We start from the raw sequence: 21102 nt of genomic DNA, 5'->3' as shown, positions 1-21102 counted from the left end.
CGGGGGTCGGCCCTTGCCTGCGTCTAGTTCGCATATGAGAACTCAAATGCAAAAAATTCGCGTACATGGATTCAGTTCTTGACTATGCATTGATAGGCGTCTTACGTTCAGGCCCTCCAAGGAGGGATCCCGATGAAAGCTCCCCGCAGGTCTGCCCTTCTCGTCGCGGCGATCGCCGCGCTCTCGCTGATCACCGGGTCGGCCTCGGCCGCCGTGGCCCGGGCCGCCGCCGTCGACGACGGGCGGCTCAACGTCCTGTTGTTCTTCAAGCCCAACTTCCACGCGTCGAACGTGCAGGCCCGCCAGGCCGTGCGTGACCTGGCGGCCGAGCTCGGCACGCAGTACGGCCAGCCGGTGGAGATCCAGGAGACCGACGATCCGGCGGCGTTCACCACCGCCAACCTCGCCGCCCGGGACACCGTGGTCTTCGCGCAGACCGGCGGCGTGCTGTTCAACGCCTCCCAGCGCTCCGCGCTCGAGTCCTACATCCGCGGCGGCGGCGGCTTCATGGGCCTGCACTACACCGGCTGGTCGGTCGGCGAGAGCGAGCACGACGTCAACCCGTTCTACGCCCGCCTGGTCGGCGCGGTCTCCGAGGGACATCCGGAGAATCCCGGCGTACGCCCGGGCCGGGTCGTCGTGAAGAACGCGAGCCACCCGCTCACCCAGGGCGTGCCGGCCACGATCACCCGCAGCGACGAATGGTACGACTGGGTCGTCAACCCGGCCCCCAACGTCCGCACCCTGATCGAGGCCGACGAGGCGTCGTACGGCGGGGGCCGCCAGGGCACCTCCCATCCGGTCACCTGGTGCCAGCGGATCGACAGCGGCCGGTCCTGGTACACGGCGATGGGGCACGAGGGCACCGCCTACGCCGAGCCCTACATGCGGGCCCAGATGAGGAACGGACTGGCGTACGCCGCCGGGCTGCTGACCGCCGACTGCTCACCGCCCACGAAGGACCGCGAGGGCGCCTGGAGCGGCGTCACACCGTGGCCGCTGATGCCGATCAACATGGCGCTGACGTCGGACGGCAAGGTGCAGTCGTTCGGCAGCGTGGGCGGCTGGGGCACCGACACCACGCCGTACGACTGGACCGGCGACACCTCGATCACCCAGGGCGGCCACATGGAGGTCGACGTCTGGGATCCGGCCGAGGCGCGCACCCTGGCCAACGTGCGGGCGGGCATCCTGCCCAACCTCACCTACACCGACCTGTTCTGCTCCATGCAGGTGCAGAGCCCGCACGACCACTCCACGATGACGGTCGGCGGCGACGACGGCCTGGGCGGCAACAGCCCCAACGACGGCGCCATCGGCGTCACCAGCTACACCACGAACAACGGGCTGCAGAACGAGGCGCCCATGAACTATCCGCGGTGGTACCCGACCGGCACCACCATGCCCAACGGCGACGTCGTCGTGCAGGGCGGCAGCCTGCGCGGCGGGCCGGGCGGTCCCGGCGTGCTGACCCCGGAGATCTACACCCCGACCTCGGGCTCGGGCTGGAAGACGCTCGACGGCGCGCGAAGCCCGGAGGCGTACGGCGACGGCGGATCCGACCACGCCGGCGCGGACGAGAACCGGTGGTGGTACCCCCGCGCGTTCGTGGCCCCGGGCACCGGAACCTTGTTCAATATCAGCGGCACCCAGATGTTCGAGCTCGACCCGCAGGGCAACAACGGCACCGGCCGCCTGGTGCTGCGGGGCACCCTGCCCAGCGGCATCGCCAACCAGGGCGCCAACGGCAACCCGGTCGGCGCCACCTCCACGGCCACCATGTACCGCCCCGGCAAGATCCTCCAGGTCGGCGGCGGCTGGTGGGGCAACGGCGGCGGCCCGGACGGCGCCCGCGCCGGCTTCACGGTCGACATCACCCAGGGCACCGCCACCCCGGTCATCGCGGCCACCGACCCGATGAAGTACCAGCGGCACTGGGCGACCTCGACCGTCCTGCCCGACGGCGACGTGCTCGTGACCGGCGGCGGACGGGAGAACAACGGCAACGGCGGGTACGTCACGAACGCCGAGATCTGGGATCCGGACTCCGGGGACTGGAGCGAGGTCGCCGTGCCCTACCAGCACGCCCGGCTCTACCACTCGGCGGCGCTGCTGCTGCCCGACGGCCGCGTGATGATGGGCGGCGGTGGCGCTCCCGGCCCGCGCAACTACACGGACGTGGAGTACTACTCGCCGTCGTACCTGTTCGACGGCGACCAGCCCGCCACCCGGCCGGTGATCAGCGCCGCGCCCAAGAAGATCGGCTACAACGGCAACTTCGCGATCACCGCGTCCGGCGGCGTCTCCCGCGTCACGCTGGTCCGCAACGGGTCGGTGACGCACGGCTTCAACAACGACCAGAACTTCCAGGACCTGGCGTTCAGCCAGTCCGGCGGCACGGTCACCGTGGCGGCGCCGGCCAACGGCACGTACGCGCCTCCCGGCTCCTACATGCTGTTCGTCTTCGACGCCAACGGCACCCCGTCGATCGCGAAGATCGTCCAGATCGACCCGGCGGTGAAACTGGCGCAGCTGAACCCGCGGGTCGTCGACGAGTTCGAATATCCGCGCGTGCCCGCCGAGTGGCGCGCCGGCAACCCGCCCACCGTGGTCGACGTCGCCGCCGGCAGCAGCCGGATGACACCGTGGACGGTGATCGGCCCGGTCCAGCTCGTGCGCGGCGCCGCCGCCGGGCAGGGCGGCCTCGGCCTCACCGGCTATCAGCTCGGCCTGGGCACCGCCGGCGAGATCCGCCGCACGATCAGCGATCTCACTCCCGGCACCACGTACCGGGTGTCGCTGCGCTACGCCCGCGACACCCGATCGGCCGGGTCCGGCGCGGCCACGGCCGTCCTGACCGCCGGCAACCTGAACGCCACCCTCACCGCCACGACCGCCCTGCCCTCGTCGGCCGCCTTCGGCACGTACGCCGGCACGTTCACGGCGGCGACGGCCTCGCAGACGCTGACCCTGAAAGCCCCGGGCAGCGGAGCCGCGCTGATGATCGACGACCTGGTGGTCGTGGGCGACGACGCCCCGGCGACGTCCGGCGTCCCGATCCGCTACGAGTTCGAGGAGGGACAGGGCACCTCGGCCGCCAACACCGGCGGCACGGGCGGGGTGGGGCCCGCCGTGCTGACCGGGACCACCGGCTGGTCGGGCAACGGCGTCATCGGCAAGGCGGTCAACCTGCCCGGTGGCAGCACCGCCAACGCGGTCGACCTGCCGGACAACCTGCTCCAGGGCGCGGCCAACTTCACCGCCGGATTCTGGGTGCGCCCGGACACGAAGAGCAACTGGACCGGCCTGTTCCACATCGGTGACGGGCTCGGCTCGGCCGGCAGCTACTTCCAGATCCAGATGCAGACCCAGGCCGCCGGCAGCACCGGGCTCGCGGCCACGTTCAAGGCGAAGAACAGCGCCACCGAGGAGCGGGTCTATGCCAGTCCGGCCCGGGACGTGACCGCTGGGCAGTGGAACCACGTGGCCTTCACCCGGCAGGGCACGGCCGGCACGCTCTATCTCAACGGCGAGGCGATCGCGACCCGGACCGACCTGACCATCGACATGAGCGCCATCGGCCCGACCGCCAACAACTGGCTGGGCCGCAACGGGTACGGCGACGCGGCGTTCGACGGCCTGATGGACGACGTCCGGGTGTTCCCGTCCACGCTGAGCGCGTCCGACGTGGCGGCCATGTACAACGAGGGCGCCCCGGTCCGTTACACCTTCGACGAGGGTCAGGGCACCTCCGCCGCCAACTCGGGAACGAAGACCTCGATCGGTGCCGCGACCTTGCAGGGTACGACTTCCTGGGGGACCGGCGGCACGGTGTCGCTGCCGGGCGGTGCCCCCGATTCGGGCAACCAGATCCGGCTGCCGGACAACATCGACGCCGGGCTCGACCAGAGCTTCACCGTGTCCTTCCGGGCCCGTCCGGACACCCTGCCGAACTGGGTGCCGCTGGTGCAGATCGGCAGCAGCACCGACACGTTCTTCCTGCTCCAGTCGTCCACCAACGGCGGGACCACCGGCTTCGGGGCGACGTTCAAGGCGCCCGGGGCGCCGGCGCAGGAGCGGCTCACTCTCGGCGCCGGCCGGGATCTGCCGCTCAACGAGTGGACGCACGTGGCGTTCACCATGAACGGCACGGTCGGGAAGATCTACTTCAACGGCGTCCTTCAGGCCGTACGCACCGACTTCCCCCTCGAGCTGGGCGACGTGGGCGTGGGTGGCAGCACCACGGCCAACCTCATCGGCGGGACGAGCTGGGGCGATCCGCGTTTCGACGGGCTGATCGACGATTTCCGGATGTACGCCTACGAGCTCAGCGCCGAGCAGGTGGCCCAGGTGAGCACGGGCCGCCGCTGACGGCACGGTCCCGTGAGTCAGCCGCTCACGGGGCCTTCCCGCCGGCTCACGGTGATCCAACGGGTGAGGGTCGCGCGGGCCGCCCCGGTGTCGATGGCGCCGGCACACCGGGCGACGGCGGCGCCGAACTGATCGAGCAGAGGCGCGTCCCGTCCGGCGCGAGCGACCAGGGCCGCGGCCGCGTTGAGGATCACGACGTCACGGACCGGGCCGCGCTCGCCGCTCACCACGGCCCGGAGGACGTCCGCGTTGCCGGCCGCGTCACCACCGCGCAGCTCGCCGGTCCGTGCCCGGGGGAGACCGAGGTCCCGGGCATCGAGCCGGGTGGCCGTCACGGTGCCGCCGCACCGTCCAGACCTGCGACGGGGCCGAGGTGGTCAGCTTGTCCAGCCCGTCGTCCCCGCGGACGACCAGGGCGGAACGCCCGCGCGCGGCCAGCACGCCGGCGACGACCGGCGCCATCCGCGCGTCCGCGACACCGACCACCTGAGACGGCGGACGGACGGGTTGATCAACGGTCCGAGCTGTAACTTCGGCGCGAACAGGAAGGTGATTCCCGCCTCCGCCGCTATCCGGGCGGCCTGATGCGGCGTCAGGTCCAGCGGTATCCCGAGATGTTCGGCCAGATCGGCGGCAACCGCGGTCGCGTTGGCGCGCAGAGCGGTGACCAGGTGTCTCGTCCTTGGCCCGCAGAGCGGCCAGGAAACCAGCGGTCCGCGCGGGCGTCGCCGCCCCGGAGATGATCTGTTCCATCACCCACGCCGTCTGGGCGCTGGTCAGATCCCCGTGGGCGAGCAGACGGGAGAGAACGACCGTCCAGGATCGCGGGCCGGTTGGCATGGGACTCCTCGCGGAAAGGGCCCGTCGAGGCTGCGAGTCTCCCCATGAGAACGCTCGCGTCAGAGGCCGAAGACGTGGCCCAGGCCGGTGACCTCGATCGCCTTCTGCACCGGCGGGGAGGGCTTGGCCAGGGTGAACGTGACGCCGTGGGCGGCGGCCGTGTTGCGGGCGCTGACCAGGGCGCCCAGGCCGTACGAGTCGATGAAGTCGAGGCCGGCGACGTCGACGCGCAGGTAGCGGCAGGCGGGATCGGCGGCGATCGTGGCCAGGGCGTCGCGGACGTCGTCGGCGCGGTCGAGGTCGAGCTCACCGGCGAGGGAGGCTACGACCAGGCCGTCGGGATCGGCTGGTTCGTGGAGAATCGTGGCTTCCATCGGCATCCGCCACATGCTACCCGGCCGTCAGGCCAGGTGGGCCAAGGCCTGGTGGACACTACGGACGGCGCTGGCCCCCTCACCGACGGCCGCCGCCACGCGTTTCATGGAGTCGGTGCGGACGTCGCCGGCGGCGAAGACGCCGGGGATGCTCGTCTCGAACGGGAGCGCGGGGCGGCCGCGGCCGGTCCAGCGGCCGCCCAGCTGGACGTCGGTGGGGACGAAGCCGTTCTCGTCCAGGGCCACATCGGTCAGCCAGCCCGTCGCCGGCTCGGCCCCGATGAAGCAGAACAGGCCGAAGCAGCCGCAGGCGTCGCCGGCGCCCGAGGACCGCCCGGTCAGGGTGATCTCCTCGAGGCGGTGGCCGCCGGCCAGGGAGGTGACCTCGGTCGCGGTGCGCACGGTGATGCGCGGGTCGGCCAGGATCCGCTCGACGAGATAGTTCGACATGTCCTTGGTGAGGCTGTCACCGCGTACGGCCAAAGTGACCTGCCCGGCGTGCCGGGCCAGATAGATCGCCGCCTGGCCGGCGCTGTTGGCCCCGCCGACCACCGTGACCGGCAGTCCCGAGACCGCCTTGGCCTCCAGATCGGTGGCGGCGTAGTAGATGCCCGCGCCCACGAAGTCGGCCCAGCGGCCCAGCGGCAGGTTGCGATAGGCGGCGCCGGTGGCGATCAGGACCGTGCGGGTCGGTATCTCGGTGCCGTCGACCAGGGTGATCAGGTGGGAGCCGTCGGGGCGCTGGGCCAGGGAGGTGACACCGCAGGGGCTGCCGAGGTGGGCGCCGAACTTCAGCGCCTGCACCACGGCCCGAGCGGCGAGGGCCTCGCCGCTGAGCCCGAACGGGAAGCCCAGATAGTTCTCGATGCGGGAGCTGGCGGCGGCCTGCCCGCCGGTGGCCACGGCGTCGAGCAGCACCGTCTCCAGGCCCTCGGACGCGCCGTAGACGGCGGCGGCCAGTCCCGCCGGTCCGGCGCCGACGATCGTCAGATCGGCGATTCCTTCGGGTGTACGCCGGTAGGTGAGCCCCAGCGAATGACTCAGCGTCCCGGGGTTCACGTTGCGCAGCGTCAGCTTCGGCATGATCGCCGCCGGGAGGTCGCCGGGGGTGAGGCCGGCGCCGGCGGTCACCTCGCGGGCCTCGGCGGTGCCGGCCTGGAGCCAGCGGTACGGAAGGTCCTGCCGCACCAGGAAGGTCCGCAGCGCCAGCCCTTCGGCGGTGGCGTCGTCGGCGACCACGTCGAGGCCGCGGGCCGAGCGGGAGACGAGCAGCTGGCGCCGGGCCAGGAAGGCGCGCAGCAGGATGTCGCTGAGCTCGGTGTCCTGTGCCATCAGGCGGCGGAACGCGGCCGGGGAGACGCGGTGCACGACCCCGTCGGCGGTGACGTGGGCGGTCAGGATGCGGGTCTGGCCGGTCAGCAGGTTCAGCTCGCCGACGAACTGGCGCGGGCCGGCGTGCAGGATCGCGTCCGCGCTGTCGCTGTGCACGACGTCGGCCCCGCCCGACTCGATCAGGATGAGGTCGCCGTTGTCGTCCCCGGCGTCGAACAGCACGTCACCGGCCCGCACCGGCTGCGACCGGCCGTACGTGACGGCGCGGGCGAACTGCTCCTCGCCGAGCGCCACGAAAGCGGCGGCCGCGAGCTCCTCGAACTGCTCACCGAGCTCCGGGAAAGGCGTCACCATCGGCGAATGTTCGCAGAGTGGGGCCGTCCGCTCAAGGTCACGCCCGACACAGGGGACCCGGTGCCGATGCCCCTGGACGGCATCCGGTACTGTTCTCCTCAGCGCGGACGTAGCGCAGCTGGTAGCGCATCACCTTGCCAAGGTGAGGGTCGCGAGTTCGAATCTCGTCGTCCGCTCGTGTCAAAGGGGCCCTTCGGGGCCCCTTTCGCGCTTTTCCGACACCCTCCACCAGCGCCGATGCGACTAACGTCGGAGTGCATGGATCCAGTGGCGGGTCGTGGTGGTCCGGCGCGTGTGATCGTCTGGGCCGCGCACCTGGCCGCCCCGATGGTGGGCCTCTGGCTGCTGATCGCCCGGCCCGCCCTGGACGGGCGCTGGCACCACGACGCCGCCCACTTCTGGCTGGTGCTGGCCGTGGCCGCGGTCAGCCTCACGCTGGCCGTGCTGGTCAACGAGGCGGCCCGGCGCCGGGCCGACATCCGGCTCTTCCTGGTCGGCCTGTCGTTCCTGGTGGCCGCGGCCTTCCTGGCGCTGCACGCGCTGGCCACCCCGCACATGCTGCTCGACGGGCCCAACGAGTTGTTCGCGTCGGCGTCACCGGTCGGCCTGACCGCGGCCGCGGTGCTCGCGGCGGCGTCGGCCGTCGACCTGCCGTCCGGGCTGATGCGCTGGTCGGTGTGGTTGCGGGTGGGCGCGTTCGCGCTGGCCGGGGCGCTGGCCGTGGTCGCGCCGTCGACCGAGGCCCTGTCGCTGGTCGCGTTCGCGCTGTTCACGGCGGCGGCGGTCCGCTACTACGCGCTCTACCGGGAGCGCCGCGCGGTCATGCTGCTGTCGGTGATGACGGCGTTCGCGCTGCTGGCCGAGTCGGCGGTGGCGATGGCGGCCGGCCGCAACTGGCAGGCCTCCTGGTGGGAGTGGCATCTGCTGATGGCGGCCGGGTTCGGGTACGTCGCGTACAGCGCCTGGGTCCAATACCGCAACGAGGGCGCGGCGGCCGGGCTGTTCACCGCGGTCGGCACCGAGTTCACCGTCCGCAAGCTCAAGGCGGAGTACGGGGCGGCGCTCGAGGCGCTGGTCGAGGCCATGCGGGGCGGCCCGCGGACCTCGGCCATGGCCGTCGTGGCGCGGCGCTTCGAGCTGACCGAGGGGCAGACGGCGGTGCTGAGCCGGGCCGCCGACGCCCTCGCGAGCGAACGTGATCAGATCCATAAGCTGGACGCGCTGGTCGCCGTAGGCCGGGACGCGCGGGTGCTGATGTCCGATCTCGATCTGCTGGAGGGCGCGGTGCGCCGGATCGCGGCCGCCTTCGAGGGCTACGCGGTCCACATCGGGCTGGTCGAGGACAACCGGCTGGTCTTCCGGCCGTCGCTCGCTTGCGGTTCGGCCCGTTTCGATCCCGTACGCCCGGGGCAGGCGGCCCTGCGAAGCCGGGAGCCGCTCGTGGACGCGTACGGAAACCTGGTCCTGCCCTTGATCGTCAAAGGGCACCCGGCCGGCGTGCTGGTCGCGGGGCGCGGCGCCGAGGTGCCGGAACGGGACGCGGCGCTGCTGCGGTCGCTGGCCGCGCAGCTGTCGATCGCTCTCGAGAACGCGCGGCTCTACCGGCAGCTCGACGTGCTGTTCCGGCAGTACATGTCGCCGGACGTGGCGACCGCGCTGGTCGCCGACCCGTCGCAGGCGGCGCTCGGCGGGGCGGTGGTCGAGGTGACGTCGCTGTTCGCCGATCTGCGCGGCTTCACGACGTTCTCGGAGGAGTCGACGCCGGGACAGATCGTGACGATGCTCAACGAATACTTCGACGTGGCAACGAAGGCGGTGCTCGGGCAGTGCGGCACGGTCGTGCAGTTCCAGGGCGACGCGCTGATGGCGCTGTTCAACGCGCCGGCCCGGCAGCCCGACCACGCCCTGCGGGCGGCTCGGGCGGCGCTGAGGATGCAGTGCGCGGTCGACCGGATCGCGGCGGACCGGCCCGGCTGGCCACGATTCCGGGTGGGCGTCAACACCGGCGAGGCGCTGGTCGGCAACATCGGCGGCTCGGAGCTGCGCAACTTCAACGCGATGGGCGACGCGGTGAACGTGGCGGCCCGGCTCGAGACGCAGGCGGCGCCGGGCCAGGTGGTCATCGGCGGGGCGACGCTCGACCGGATCGGATCATCGGCGCTGGTGACCCCGCTCGGCGATCTGATGGTGAAGGGACGGCGCCGGCCGGTGCCGGCGTACGTCCTCAACGGTCTCCGGGAGGAGGACTCGTGGCACTCGTGACCGACCCGGGGGAGTTCCTGGGCGAGCTGGCCGTCAAAGAGGTCGAGCATCTGTTCGGCTGCGGGCGCCGGCGGCTCTGGCCGTGCGGAGCGACGCTGTTCAGCGAGGGCGACCAGTCGACGACGGTCGTGTTCGTGCTGTCCGGGCGGGCCAAGGTGTTCTCCCTGACCGCGCAGGGCGGGGAGGTGCTGCTGGCCATCCGCGGCCCGGGTGCGCTGCTGGGGGAGATGTCGGCCCTGGACGGGGCGCCCCGGTCGGCGTCGGTGGCGGCGCTGGAGCCCCTGGAGACGCTCGTGGTGCCGGTCAGCTCGTTCCTGAAGTTCCTCCAGGACCATCCGCCGGCGGCCATGCGGATCGTCCGGATGATCGTGGCCCGGCTGCGCGACTCCGACCGCAAGCGGGTGGAGTTCGGCACGTACGACACCCTGGGCCGGGTGGCCCTGCGGCTGGTGGAGCTGGCCGAGCGGTTCGGCGCCTCGGGCTCCGACGGCGTCCAGATCACCGTGCCGCTGAGCCAGGACGAGCTGGCCGCGTGGACCGGCTCGTCCCGGGAATCGGTGACGAAGGCCTTACGCACCTTGCGGCGCCACGGGGTCATCACCACGCAGCGCCGCTCGGTCTCGGTTATCGACTTGAATCTGTTGAGAGCTCGCGCTCGTTGATCACAGCTCGCAGCTGATCTTGACGTCCAGCAGGTCGGCCACGCACCGGTCGACGTTCACGCCGCCGTCGTTGCGGTCGTTGCCGCGCACGCCGTCGACGCTGTTGAGGGTGTCGTTGCCGGCCTGGCCGAACATCCGGTCGCCGCCGGCTCCGCCGACGAGGGTGTCGTTGCCCGCGCCGCCGAAGATGAAGTCGGCGCCGCCCAGACCGAACATGCGGTTGGCCGCGGCGCTGCCGACCAGGTTGTCGGAGCCACGCCCGCCGATGACGTTCTCGACGTCGGTCAGGTTGTTGTCGAACTCCGGCGCCGAACCGTCGTTGGCGATGTTGTTGAGAGTGACGTTGACGGGAAGCGCGCGAGCGGCGTAGTTGGTCGTGTCCACGCCCGGACCGCCACTGAAGACGTCCCGGCCGTCGCGCACGCTCAGCGCCACGGCGGTGTCGTTGCCGAGCCCGCCGAGCGAGGTGTCGTTGCCGGCCAGGCCGGTCATCACGTCGTTGCCGGCCAGACCGGAGATCCGGTTGGCGGCGCCGTTGCCGGTCAGCGAGTCGTTGCCCCGGCCGCCGACGATGTTCTCGACGTCGGTCAGGTTGTTGTCGAGCTCGCCGGGAGCGCCGTCGTTGGCGGCCCCGTTGAGGGTGACGACGACCCGCGCGACGCGGTTGCCGTAGTTGGTGGTGTCCACGCCGGCCCCGCCGCTGTACAGGTCACGCCCGTCGTTGACGGTCAGCGCGGCGGCGTTGTCATTGCCGGCCCGGCCGAACAGGTTGTCGGTGCCGAAGCCGCCGACCAGCGCGTCGGGACCCGTGCCGCCGAACAGGTTGTCGTTGCCGAGCCCGCCGTTCTGCAGCGAGGCGGTGCTGGTCAGGTTGTTGACGCGGTCGTTGAAGTTCCCGGTGTTGACGACCAGCCGGGCCACGCCGGCGGCGGAACACCGCACGGTCCGCACGCCCGACACCACACAACCGGCCCCCGCGGCCGGGGTGTCACCGAGATCGGTGATGAAGAAGTTGGCCCCCGCCCGGGTGATCGTGATGTTGTTGGCCCGGTTGTTGGCCGCGTTCACCTGGATGGTGTTGCCGACCTTGGCCGTACCCGTGGCGGCGTAGGCGGGCGCCGAGAGCACCAGGACGGGCACCGTCCCGAGCGCCGCCAACACCCCGGCGCGCAGAAGTACCCGTCGATTTCGGATCGCTCCGAGAGTCATGCTTGTTCCCCCCTGTTTCGTGTCGGCGGATGTTTCCGCCGCTCAGAACTTTCGCAGCTCACAGGGGCCGAATAGGAGGAAGAATTACGCGCCTGAACTGGTAAATATGCTCATTGAATTTGTCCGGAAGGCGATTGAGGGGCGCTTTCGGCGATCGTTTCTTGCCTTCGCTCGCTATCCTGCGCGGGCGAATATCTGAACTCGATCAGATCGTCGTCGATCGTCCACGTCATCAGAGGATCGAGCCGAGCCGCCCGGCCGAAGTCCGCCTCGGCGTCGAGGTGCCGGCCGCGGTCGCGTTTCACCAGACCACGCAGGACAAGGTATTCGGCGTCGTCGGCGTCCAGCCCGATGGCGTGGTCAAGATCGGCGAGCGCCGCGTCGTACTGCTTGAGCTGGCGCCGCAGCTCCCCGCGCTGCGCGAAGGCCCAGTCGCCGGCCGGATCGAGCTCGATCGCACGGTCGAAGTCGGCGAGGGCTTCGCCGTAACGCTTCATGTGGCGGTGTATCTCGCCGCGCTCGGCGAGGACCTGGGCCGGCGGAGGCTCCTGCTCCAAGCGGGACGCGAGACTGGCGAGCGCCTCGTCGAAGCGCTTCATCTCCCGCAAGGTCTGAGCGCGCTGACCGAACGCCCAGTCGTACTCCGGATCGAGTTCGATGGCGCGGGTGAAATCGGCGAGCGCCTCGTCGAAGCGTCTCATCAATCGATACGTCTCCCCGCGTTCGGCCACGGCCCAGGTGTACGAGGGCTCGAGCTCGATGGCGCGGTCGAGGTCGGCGACCGCCTCGTCGTAGTGCCTCGACGCGGCGTAGGCCTGACCGCGACTGCCGATGGCCCACGCGTATCCCGGGTCGAGTTCGATGGCACGAGTGAAGTCGGCGATGGCCTCGTCGTACCGCTTCAGCACGCGAAATTGCTCGCCGCGTTCGGCGAGGGCCCAGGCGTAGGCGGGGTCGAGCTCGATCGTGCGGGTGAAGTCGGCGATCGCGTCATCGTGCCGATCGGCTGCCTTGTACGTCTCGGCCCGCCGGTCGAGCGCCCACTGGAAGGCCGGCTCCATCTCGATCGCGCGGGTGAGGTCGGCGAGCGCCTCGTCGACGAGTTCCATGCTCCGGTACGTCTCGCCGCGTTCGGCGATCACCCAACTCGACGCCGGGTCGCCGGCGACGGCCTGGTCGAGGTCGGCGAGTGCCTCGTCGTATCTCCCGGCCAGGCGATAGGTGGCGCCGCGGTAGCCGAGCGCCCATGTGTAATCCGGACTGATCTCGATGGCGCGGTCGAAATCGGCGAGCGCTGCCTCGTAACGGCCCATCTGGGCGTGAACGAGGCCCCGGCCGGCGATGAGCCATGAGTTGGTGGGATCACTCGCGATGGCCAGGCCGAGATTGCTCAGTGCCTCCTCGTGGCGGCCCATCAACCGGAACACCTCACCGCGCTGGCCCGCTGTCGAGTCGCCGTCCGCACCCCTGGCCACCGCCTCCTCGAGGTCGGCCAGCGCCTCCTCGAACTCGCCGAGATACCCCCGAGCCGAGCCGCGCAACGCATAGGCTTTCGCCAGGCCGGGATCGTACCGGATCGCTTCGGTCGCGTCGTGGACAGCCTCAGCCGGCCGGTCGGCCCAATAACGGATCCGTGCCCTTTCCGCGAAGGCGGACGCCATGCCAGACTGGCCCAGCGCGTCGCAGCTCAGCAAGACCGTCAGGAACTGGGCGCAGTCGTCCGCGTCGGTGTCGGCCGCTTCGAGCAGCGCGGTGCCGGCGGCCCGAAGGGCCGGCCATTCGGCATCCCGGCCCGCATCGGCGAGCGCCTCCGCGTAGCGGCGTGCGACCGATATCCCGGCGACGGCGGCGTTCACCCCGTCGGCCAGCGCGGATTCCAAAGAGGCCGACTGGGCGCACAGCTCGTGGTAGGTGAGCTCAGCGTGGCATTCCTGCCAGGCGCTGCTCAGCCATTCGGGCTCGCTGTCCACCCGCGTGCGCCGGTCGCGGTAGACGTCGGCCAGGCGGACGTGGGCCTCGCGCCAACGCTGCGGGGAGCGCTGGCGCTGCCAGCGGATCATCGGGTGGCGTACGACGTCGTGATAGCGGTAGCGGTCGGTGTGCAGGCGGACGAAGGCCTGGTCGGCCAGCCAGTCGAAGAGGCCCGGCACGCCGGCGTCGTCCATGGCCGCCGCGAGCAGGTCGTCGTCGATCAGGCGGGGCAGCGCGCCGGCCAGGGCGGCGCCGCGCCGGGCCGGGTCGGTCTCCCACTTGAGGAAGCGCTCCACCGCGGTGCCGGTGGGGTCGCCGACGTCGGCCGAGCTCGCCGGGCGCCCCTTGGCGAGCATGTCGGTCAGCAGGGGAAGGCCGCCGGAGAGCGCGAGGATGGTTTCGATCGTGTGCGGATCGGTGATGCCCTGCGCCCCCAGCAACTGGCGGGCCTCGGCGTCGGTGAACGGGTTGAGGGGCACCGCAGCGACCAGGTCGAGCAGCTCCGACCAGGCATTGGCGTCGAGGGGATGCCGTCCGGCTATCACGAGCGTGACGGTGCTGGGTAGGTCGCCGTGCGCTCCCAGCATGACGTCCAGCAACCAGTCCTCGAGGAAGACGCCGGTCTGCTCGAAAGTGTCGAAGAAGAGGACGACCCGCCGCTGGATGGCGATGCGGCCGAGAGCCTCCATGAAGGTGGGGCTCAGCTCCTGCGCGGGGGACAGGAGGAGCTTGGCCTCTCGGAAGTCGCGGATCTTGCCGACGACGTACTGGCGGGCGCGGTCCACGGCGTCGGCGGCGCTCTCGCCGTCGACCAGGTCGACGATGGGTGCGGCACCGGGGAGAGCCTTCGAGGCGTGCAGACCGGCCTTGACACCGGTGCGGACGACCTGGCTCCACAGTTCCCGCGGGGCCTGGGGGTCGCTTTCCAGGCGTTCGCGGCTCTTGAGGAAGTCCGCGTACTTGGCGCGAAAGTCCTTCGTCTCGGTGGGGGACGAGAGCTGGTCCATGATGGCGGACATCGCCTCAGGAGTGTCGAAAACGTGTTCGTCGACCAACGCCACGACGGCGCCCAGATCGCGAGCCATCTGGCGCCAGCGCTCGATCAGAGTGGACTTGCCGACGCCGCCCTCGCCATGGACGTTGAAAACGAAGTATTTGCCGGGGTCGGTCTCCGGGAGCTCCAAGTTCGTGCGGAAGTGGGCGAGCTGAGCGCCGCGGCCCACAAAGGCAGCGCCGCGGCGACGGCGGCGGATCGACTGGATCGACTCCGGCACGACGTCATTCTGTCAAGGGAACCCCACTCAAAGTAAGGGACAGAATGAGCTCGTCGTGGATCTCGATGCCGTAGTCGCCGGTCAGGGAGATGGACGGCTTGAGGCGGCGCGCCTCGTCGGCGGCGCCGGGGGAGACGCCGGTGATGCGCAGGCCCCGGCGCTGGTAGAAGCGCAACGCGTCCAGGTTGTCGTTCGTGGTGATCAGCCAGACGCGTGTGGCGTGATGGTCGCGGGCCAGCTCGACCACGGCGTCCAGCAGGGCGGTGCCCACTCCCTGGTGACGGGTGAGAGCGTCGAAGGTGACGATCTCCAGGCCGTCGGGGCCGAGGCGGTAGGTGAGCAGGCCGGCCGGTTCGCCGTCACGCCACGCGATCAGGGCGGGCAGGGCCGACGCGTCGTAGCGGACGCCGTGCGCCACCACGATCGGTGTGCCCCAGGAACGGGTGAGCAGGCCGGTGACGAGGTCGCGGTCGTCCGGGCCGGCCGGTCGCACGGTGACGGTCATACGCACCATGGTTCCAGCTCGTTTACCTGTCAGGGAATTGGTTCGGCTCGGCCGGGGCGGCAGTCTCGGCGACATGACGACATTTCCGATCCACACAGTCGAGACGGCGCCCGAAGGGTCGCGGGCGGCCCTGGAGACGCTGAAGGGGGCGCTCGGCCTCGTTCCGAACCTGGCGGCCACCATGGCCGGATCGCCCTCGCTGATCTCCGCGTTCGTCGTGGCGTTCGGGCAGTTCGCCGGCACCGGTTTCACCGGGGTGGAACGGCAGGTTCTGCTGCTGACCAACGCTGTCACCAACCGCTGCGCCTGGGCGGTCGCCTTCCACTCCACGGCGGCGCTGGCCGAGGGCGCTTCTCCAACAGCGATTGCGGCCGTACGCCGCGGCGAGCTCCCGGACGATCCACGACTGGCCGCCCTCTCGGCGACGACACGGGCGCTGATCGACAAGCGCGGGCACCTCGACGAGGCCGACGTCAAAACCTTCACGGCCGGCGGCTTCGACCAGGGGCGCCTGCTCGACGTGGTCACCGGCCTGGCCGTGTCCACGATGGCCAACTACACCGGCAACATCGCCGACCCACCGCTGGACTCGCCGTTCCAGGCGCAGGCCTGGAACGGCGGATACTGACCGGATGAGCGGTGACATCGGCGCCCTCGTCCAACGGTGGCGCAAGGCCCGGCGGCTGAGTCAACTGGGGCTCGCCGCCGAGGCCGCCGTCTCCATCCGGCACCTGTGCTTCATCGAGACCGGCCGGTCCCGGCCCAGCCGCACCATGGTGCTGCGGCTGGCCGAGGTCCTCGACGTGCCCCTGCGCGAACGGAACACCCTGCTGCTCGCGGCCGGCTTCGCCCCGGAATATCGGGAGTCCGTCCTCGACGCGCCCACGCTGACCGCCGTGCGAGGCGCGATCGACGCGATACTGGCGCAGCAGGAACCCCATCCGGCCGTGGTTCTGGACCGCGACTGGGCCGTCCGGAACACCAACCGGGCCGCCGAGCGCTTCTTCGGATTGCTCCTGGCCGGGCACGAGCCGATCCCCGGCCCGCCCAACGTGCTGCGCCTGATGTTCCACCCCGACGGGGTGCGGCGCCACGTCACCAACTGGCCCGAGGTGGCCCGGGCGCTGATACGGCGCGTGCGCCGGGAGGCCGTCGGCGGCGCGGCCGACGAGCGCGCCCAGCGGATCCTGACCGAGGTGCTCGCCTATCCCGGCGTCCCCGACTCGCTCACGGACACCGACCCGCTGGTTCCGCTGCTGCCCGTCGTGCCCGTCCGTTTCGCCCGCGACAGCCGCCGGTGGAGCTACTTCTCCACCGTGACCACACTCGGCACGCCGCAGGACGTGACCGCCCAGGAGCTCCGCGTCGAGTGCTTCTTCCCCGCCGGGGACTGACGGGCCGGCGACACGGGCCGCAAGCCCAGGGAGTTCCCCGGCGCGGGCCGCGGGCCCGTCCCCCGACCGTGTGATGAGCGCTCGACTGTCGACGCGCTGTCACGTCCACGGCGGAGGGGTCGGCGGATGTCATCGGATCTCGTCCGGAACGGACCGCCACCGGCGCTCATGCCGGTCGTAGTGCAGCGGGCCCTCCCGGTAATCGGCGAGCCGCAGCTCCACCAGCTCGCGATACGCCTCTGCGGGCAGGTCCGCCGACAGCACGATCCGCAGGCCGGTCTCCTCGTCCTGCAGCACCATCGGGCGCCCGGCCCCGGCCGGATCGCCCGGTGGGCGGCCGAGGACCCGGCCGATCGCCCGCCGCAGGCCGGCGTAGGCGTCCCGGGCGGCTGTCTCCCCGGCCGTGGTCAGGAACGCCTGCAACGGCAGGGCCAGCAGCACCAGCCAGCCGAGCTGCTCGCCGGCGCGCCGGGGCGACAGCACCTTCGCCCGCGCGGCCACGCCGCAGGCGGCCAGCGCGTCCGACAGCAGATCGGCGTCGGCCGCCGGCACGCCCGGATCGACCAGCAGGTCGGCCGGCAGTTCCCGTTCCCCTCGCATCGCGATCACCTCACTGAAGGAGAAATCCGATGACCATGTCCCGTCCATTATCGGCGCTCGCGGCGTCCGCGGTTCTGCTCGCCACGGCCGTGCCCGCGGCCGGCGCGCCCTCCCCGCCCGGCCCGGGCGGCCCGCTGCCGCCGGTGACACCGCAACTGCGGGCTATCGAGCTGGTGCAGCCGGCCACCGTCATGGTCCGCTCCGACTGGGACCTCGACGTGCATCTTTTCGACTGGACGGTCCCGGTGTCGTACACCGGAGCCTGCTCCGGGTTCATCGTCAACAGCACCGGATACGTGGTGACCGCGGGCCACTGCACGAGCCCGGAGGATGCCCGGGACTATGCCATCGAGAGCGCCGTCGACGTGCTGATCGAGCAGGACGAGCTCGCCGCCTCGTTGCGGGACCTGGCGATCGAGAGGGCGGCGAACGGCAGCGCCCGGATCACGGAGCACGACTCCTCGGCCGAGCCGGTGCCCGAGGTGCAGGTTCAGGTGGGCGGCGGCATCGCCACCTGGCCGGCGGAGCGGGACCCGAAGGGCGGCGCCGACGCGCGGGTGCTCGAGTCGCTTCCGTTCGCCAAGGGCGACGTCGCACTGCTCAAGCTGGAGCCGTCCACCCTGCCGGTGGCCCAGCTGGCCGCGGACCAGCAGGTCCAGCCCGGCCAGGAGGTGCTGGTCATCGGCTATCCGTTCTCCATGGCCAGGGGTGAGAAGATTTCGCTCTCCAGCCGTAGCGGCGAGATCAGCAGCATCGACTCCCGGGGCATACAGGGACCGGGCAACCGTTTCTACGAGGTCAGCGCGAAGGTGACCCAGGGGCAGAGCGGCGGCCCGGCGACGAACCTGGACGGACAGGTCGTCGGCACGGCGAGCTTCGAGGTCGTGGGTGAGTCCAACTTCATCGTGGCCGCCGACGTGATCCGCGACCTGCTCGCGAAGCATCAGGTCCGCGGTGAACTCGGTCCGCTCGACGTCACGTACCGGCAGGGGCTGGACGACTTCTACCGCGGCTACTACACCGACGCGATCGCCAAGTTCGACCAGGTGCTCGCGATGATGCCGGCGCACTCGCTGGCGTCGCAGAAGCGCAAGCAGGCGATCGACTACCGGCAGCGCAACGGCGATCAGCCGAAGCCCGCGGCCGCCGCCGCGGAGCCGCCCGGCCGATCCCGCATGTTGATCATCGGAGGCGCCGCCGCGGCGCTGCTGGCCGCCGCCGTGGTCGCGACGCTGCTCCTGCTGCGGCGCCGCCGGGCCGGCCGGCACCGCGGCCCGCAGATCTACCGCGGCGCCCTGCCGGCGGACACGGCGGTCATCGGGCGCGTGGTGATCCCGGACCGGGGACGGTGCCCGCGCTGCGGCAGCCCGCACGGGCCGGAAGCTCTTTTCTGCTCCTCCTGCGGTGCCGGCCTCACCGGCGCCGAGCCCGCCGACCCGGCCACCGGCGGCGTCACGCCGGCGCCCTTCCACTGACGGACGACGGTCATGACTGAACCGAGCATCGAACTGGAAGTGGACGTCGACGCCATCGCCGGCGGCTTCCGGATCCTGGGACGTTCCGGTGTCGGCGGCGAGTGTGCCGTCGACATCGGGTGGGACCCGCAGGACCGCGCCCTGGAACGCCGGCTGGGCCGGCTGCACGTGGCGCTGCTGTCGTCGGCCGCCTCGACCCGCCGGGTCGCGGCCCGGGACGAGAAGGCGGCGCAGGAGCTGGGCACGGCGCTGTTCGACCTGCTGTTCACCGGCGACGTGCGGACACTGTTCGACACCACCCGCCAGCAGGCGGCGCTGCGCGGCAGCCGGGTCCGGCTGGTGCTCCGCCTGCGGCCGCCGGAGCTGGCCGCGCTGCCCTGGGAGTTCCTGTACGACCAGCGCCGCGACGACTACCTCGGGCTGAGCATGCCGCTGGTGCGGTATCCCGAGATCATGGACCCGGTGCGGCCGTTGCGGGTCGAGCCGCCGTTGCGGGTGGTCGCGCTCAGCGCCCGCCCGCGCACCCTCGACGAGATCGACGCCGCGGCGGAACGGGCCAACCTGGAGGCGGCGATCAGCGGGCTGGGCCGCCGCGGCCGGGTCACGCTGGACTGGGCGACCGGGGAGACCTGGCGCGACCTGCTGAACGCGCTCGGACGGCGGCAGTGGCACGTTCTGCACCTGGTCGGGCACGGTGCGTACGACGAGGGACACGGCGAGGGCGTGTTCTTCCTGGCCACCGAGAGCGGCGCCAGCTATCCGCTGCGGGCCAGCCGGCTCGCGCAGATCGCCGCGCTGCACCCGTCGCTGGGCCTGATCGTGCTCAACTCGTGCGAGTCGGCCACGGGCAGCTCGGACGACCCGTTCTCCAGCACCGCCACGACCCTGATCCGGCGCGGTGTGCCCGCGGTGCTGGCGATGCAGTTCGACATCTCCGACCGCGCGGCGGTCGAGTTCACGCGGTCCTTCTACGCCGGGGTCGCGTCCGGTCTGCCGCTCGACGTGGCCGTGCGCAACGCCCGGCTGGAGCTGAGCCTGGCCTTCCCGGACACCCTGGAGTGGGGCACGCCGGTGCTCTTCCTGCGGCAGCGGGACGGGCAGGTGTTCGAGGTCCCGGCCAGTGCCGAGGCGCCGGCCCGGCCCGGACCGTCACCCGCGCCCGCGCGGCCGGCCCCGTCACCCGCGCCGCCGCGGCGGGCACCGGCGCCGGCACCCCCGTCCGCGCCCACGCCCGCCCGCCGTAAGCCCGCTCGCCGCTGGTGGGCGCTCGCCTGCGGCGGTCTCGCGGTGGCGGTGGCCGGCGTCGCGTTCGCCCTTCCCTCCGGGCCCGGCGGCACCGGCCGGTCGGTGGCGGTGCCGGCCAACGTCACCTGGACGGAGACCGGTGTCGTGCTCCAGCCCGGCCAGCGCTTCCGGATCACCGCCTCCGGCCGGATCAGCCCGCGGCCCGGCATCGGCGCGGGGCCGGAGGGGCTGGCCGGCGAGGCGTACCCCGGTCTGCGGTTGTTGTCCTCGTCGAACTACGGCGCGCTGATCGGCCGGATCGGTGCCGCGGCGCCCTTCGAGATCGGCGCCGGCGCCGAGCTGCGTGCCCCCGGCGGGGGCGAGCTCTACCTCGGCGCGAACGACCTCGACGCCCGGGACAGCACGGGCGAGTTCACCACGGAGGTCAGGGCGGACTGATGGGCGGCATGCGTGTCGAGATCCTGGGCGAAGTGCGCGTCCGTGACGACGCGGGATCGGCCTCGGCCGTGCGCGGCAAGCCGGGTGAGCTGCTGCGCCTGCTCGCCGCCGGGCAGGGCCGGCCGGTCGGCGTCGACACGATCATCGACGTGTTGTGGGGCGAGAGGCCGCCGCGGTCCGTGACGGCGAACCTTCAGACGTACGCGTCACGGGTCCGCGCCGTACTGACGCGGGCCACCCGTCATGGCGAGGAGCTTCTGCGGTACGCCGGCGGGACGTACCGCCTCGCCGTCGGCGCGGACGAGTGCGACCTGACCCGCTTCGCGGACCTCGCGGCACACGGCCGGGCGTTGCGGGCCGGGCGGGAACGGCCGGCCGATCCGGAGCGGGCGGTGCGGGTGCTGCGGGCCGCCATGGAACTCTGGCTGGGCCCGCCCCTCACGGCGGCGATGCGGGACCGGTCGGTCGTGGCCGAGGGGATCGCCTGCCGGTTCGAGGAGATCCGGCTCCGCGCCTACGCCGATCTGGTCGGCGCGGCCTGCGCGGCCGGGGAACCGGAGAGCGTCGTGGCCGACCTTCGCCAGCTCGTCGTCGAGCATCCGCGCCGGGAGGGAGTGCACGGGCTGCTGCTGCGGGCACTGTACGAGGCGGGCGAGCCAGCGGACGCCCTGCACGCCTACCACCGGCTGCGGCACACGCTCGGCGCCGAGCTCGGTGTCGAGCCCGGCGCCGAGGTGCGCCGCCTGTACGAGGCCATCCTGCGCGGCGAGCCGGTTCGTTCGGCCTGAGAGATCCC

At 71.8% G+C, this 21102-nt stretch carries 16 protein-coding genes and 1 tRNA gene; 9 read left to right on the top strand and 8 right to left on the bottom strand.

Annotated elements, in window-relative coordinates; translation table 11 throughout:
• Nucleotides 1-132: 132 nt before the first annotated feature.
• A complete protein-coding gene (locus ACFY36_RS12665) occupies nt 133-4371 on the top strand; it encodes a LamG-like jellyroll fold domain-containing protein (protein ID WP_499746074.1) in 4239 nt (1412 codons plus the stop codon).
• A 17-nt stretch (nt 4372-4388) separates the two neighbouring features.
• Here the strand turns inward: ACFY36_RS12665 and ACFY36_RS12660 are convergent, their stop codons facing one another.
• The 4 genes from ACFY36_RS12660 to ACFY36_RS12645 form a co-directional block, all read right to left on the bottom strand.
• Complete coding sequence (locus ACFY36_RS12660) at nt 4389-4706, bottom strand: hypothetical protein (RefSeq protein WP_499746073.1); 318 nt, start codon at nt 4704-4706, stop codon at nt 4389-4391.
• A complete protein-coding gene (locus tag ACFY36_RS12655; protein WP_499746801.1) occupies nt 4633-5124 on the bottom strand; it encodes a hypothetical protein in 492 nt (163 codons plus the stop codon). The genes ACFY36_RS12660 and ACFY36_RS12655 overlap by 74 nt, the downstream gene beginning before the upstream one ends.
• Before the next feature lie 146 nt (nt 5125-5270).
• Nucleotides 5271-5591 carry an STAS domain-containing protein gene (locus tag ACFY36_RS12650; protein WP_498686054.1) on the bottom strand — a complete coding sequence of 107 codons (321 nt, stop codon included), beginning with the start codon at nt 5589-5591 and terminating at the stop codon, nt 5271-5273.
• Between the two features lie 21 nt (nt 5592-5612).
• Complete coding sequence (locus ACFY36_RS12645; protein ID WP_499746072.1) at nt 5613-7271, bottom strand: FAD-dependent oxidoreductase; 1659 nt, start codon at nt 7269-7271, stop codon at nt 5613-5615.
• Nucleotides 7272-7374: 103 nt separating this feature from the next.
• On the opposite strand from ACFY36_RS12645, the gene ACFY36_RS12640 reads away from it, so the two are divergent.
• From ACFY36_RS12640 to ACFY36_RS12630, 3 genes are all read left to right on the top strand, one after another.
• Nucleotides 7375-7447, top strand: a tRNA-Gly gene (locus ACFY36_RS12640).
• An 82-nt stretch (nt 7448-7529) separates the two neighbouring features.
• Nucleotides 7530-9533 carry an adenylate/guanylate cyclase domain-containing protein gene (locus tag ACFY36_RS12635; protein WP_499746071.1) on the top strand — a complete coding sequence of 668 codons (2004 nt, stop codon included), beginning with the start codon at nt 7530-7532 and terminating at the stop codon, nt 9531-9533.
• On the top strand, nt 9521-10195 hold the full coding sequence (locus ACFY36_RS12630; protein ID WP_499746070.1) for a Crp/Fnr family transcriptional regulator: 675 nt from the start codon (nt 9521-9523) through the stop codon (nt 10193-10195). Before ACFY36_RS12635 ends, ACFY36_RS12630 begins: the two co-directional genes overlap by 13 nt.
• Here the strand turns inward: ACFY36_RS12630 and ACFY36_RS12625 are convergent, their stop codons facing one another.
• From ACFY36_RS12625 to ACFY36_RS12615, 3 genes are all read right to left on the bottom strand, one after another.
• Nucleotides 10196-11404: a calcium-binding protein gene (locus ACFY36_RS12625; RefSeq protein ID WP_499746069.1), complete on the bottom strand. Its 1209-nt coding sequence runs from the start codon at nt 11402-11404 to the stop codon at nt 10196-10198.
• A 110-nt stretch (nt 11405-11514) separates the two neighbouring features.
• Nucleotides 11515-14649, bottom strand: a complete 3135-nt coding sequence (locus tag ACFY36_RS12620; protein ID WP_499746068.1) for a tetratricopeptide repeat protein — start codon at nt 14647-14649, stop codon at nt 11515-11517.
• Between the two features lie 4 nt (nt 14650-14653).
• Nucleotides 14654-15154: a GNAT family N-acetyltransferase gene (locus ACFY36_RS12615; RefSeq protein ID WP_499746067.1), complete on the bottom strand. Its 501-nt coding sequence runs from the start codon at nt 15152-15154 to the stop codon at nt 14654-14656.
• A gap of 73 nt (nt 15155-15227) precedes the next feature.
• Here ACFY36_RS12615 and ACFY36_RS12610 point away from each other — a divergent pair, with 73 nt between their 5' ends.
• The gene (locus ACFY36_RS12610; protein WP_499746066.1) at nt 15228-15782 is read left to right on the top strand and encodes a carboxymuconolactone decarboxylase family protein; all 555 of its coding nucleotides are present in this window, start codon (nt 15228-15230) and stop codon (nt 15780-15782) included.
• A gap of 4 nt (nt 15783-15786) precedes the next feature.
• Nucleotides 15787-16548 (top strand): helix-turn-helix domain-containing protein, encoded by a 762-nt coding sequence (locus ACFY36_RS12605; protein WP_499746065.1) that lies wholly within the window; start codon nt 15787-15789, stop codon nt 16546-16548.
• Between the two features lie 129 nt (nt 16549-16677).
• Here ACFY36_RS12605 and ACFY36_RS12600 read toward each other — a convergent pair whose 3' ends face one another.
• On the bottom strand, nt 16678-17148 hold the full coding sequence (locus ACFY36_RS12600; protein WP_499746064.1) for a hypothetical protein: 471 nt from the start codon (nt 17146-17148) through the stop codon (nt 16678-16680).
• Between the two features lie 29 nt (nt 17149-17177).
• Here ACFY36_RS12600 and ACFY36_RS12595 point away from each other — a divergent pair, with 29 nt between their 5' ends.
• The 3 genes from ACFY36_RS12595 to ACFY36_RS12585 are packed head-to-tail and all read left to right on the top strand — an operon-like array spanning nt 17178 to nt 21094.
• Nucleotides 17178-18623: a trypsin-like peptidase domain-containing protein gene (locus ACFY36_RS12595; protein ID WP_499746063.1), complete on the top strand. Its 1446-nt coding sequence runs from the start codon at nt 17178-17180 to the stop codon at nt 18621-18623.
• Nucleotides 18624-18635: 12 nt separating this feature from the next.
• Nucleotides 18636-20306, top strand: a complete 1671-nt coding sequence (locus ACFY36_RS12590; protein WP_499746062.1) for a CHAT domain-containing protein — start codon at nt 18636-18638, stop codon at nt 20304-20306.
• 8 nt (nt 20307-20314) lie between these two features.
• Entirely contained in the window at nt 20315-21094 is a 780-nt protein-coding gene (locus ACFY36_RS12585; RefSeq protein WP_499746061.1) for an AfsR/SARP family transcriptional regulator, read from the top strand.
• Nucleotides 21095-21102 lie beyond the last annotated feature (8 nt).

This window comes from Actinoplanes sp. NPDC000266 (assembly GCF_042899005.1).
In the GTDB taxonomy this organism is placed as follows: domain Bacteria; phylum Actinomycetota; class Actinomycetes; order Mycobacteriales; family Micromonosporaceae; genus Actinoplanes.
The sequence above is the reverse complement of the archived record's forward strand: the minus strand, read 5'-3'. Positions and strand labels throughout refer to the sequence as shown.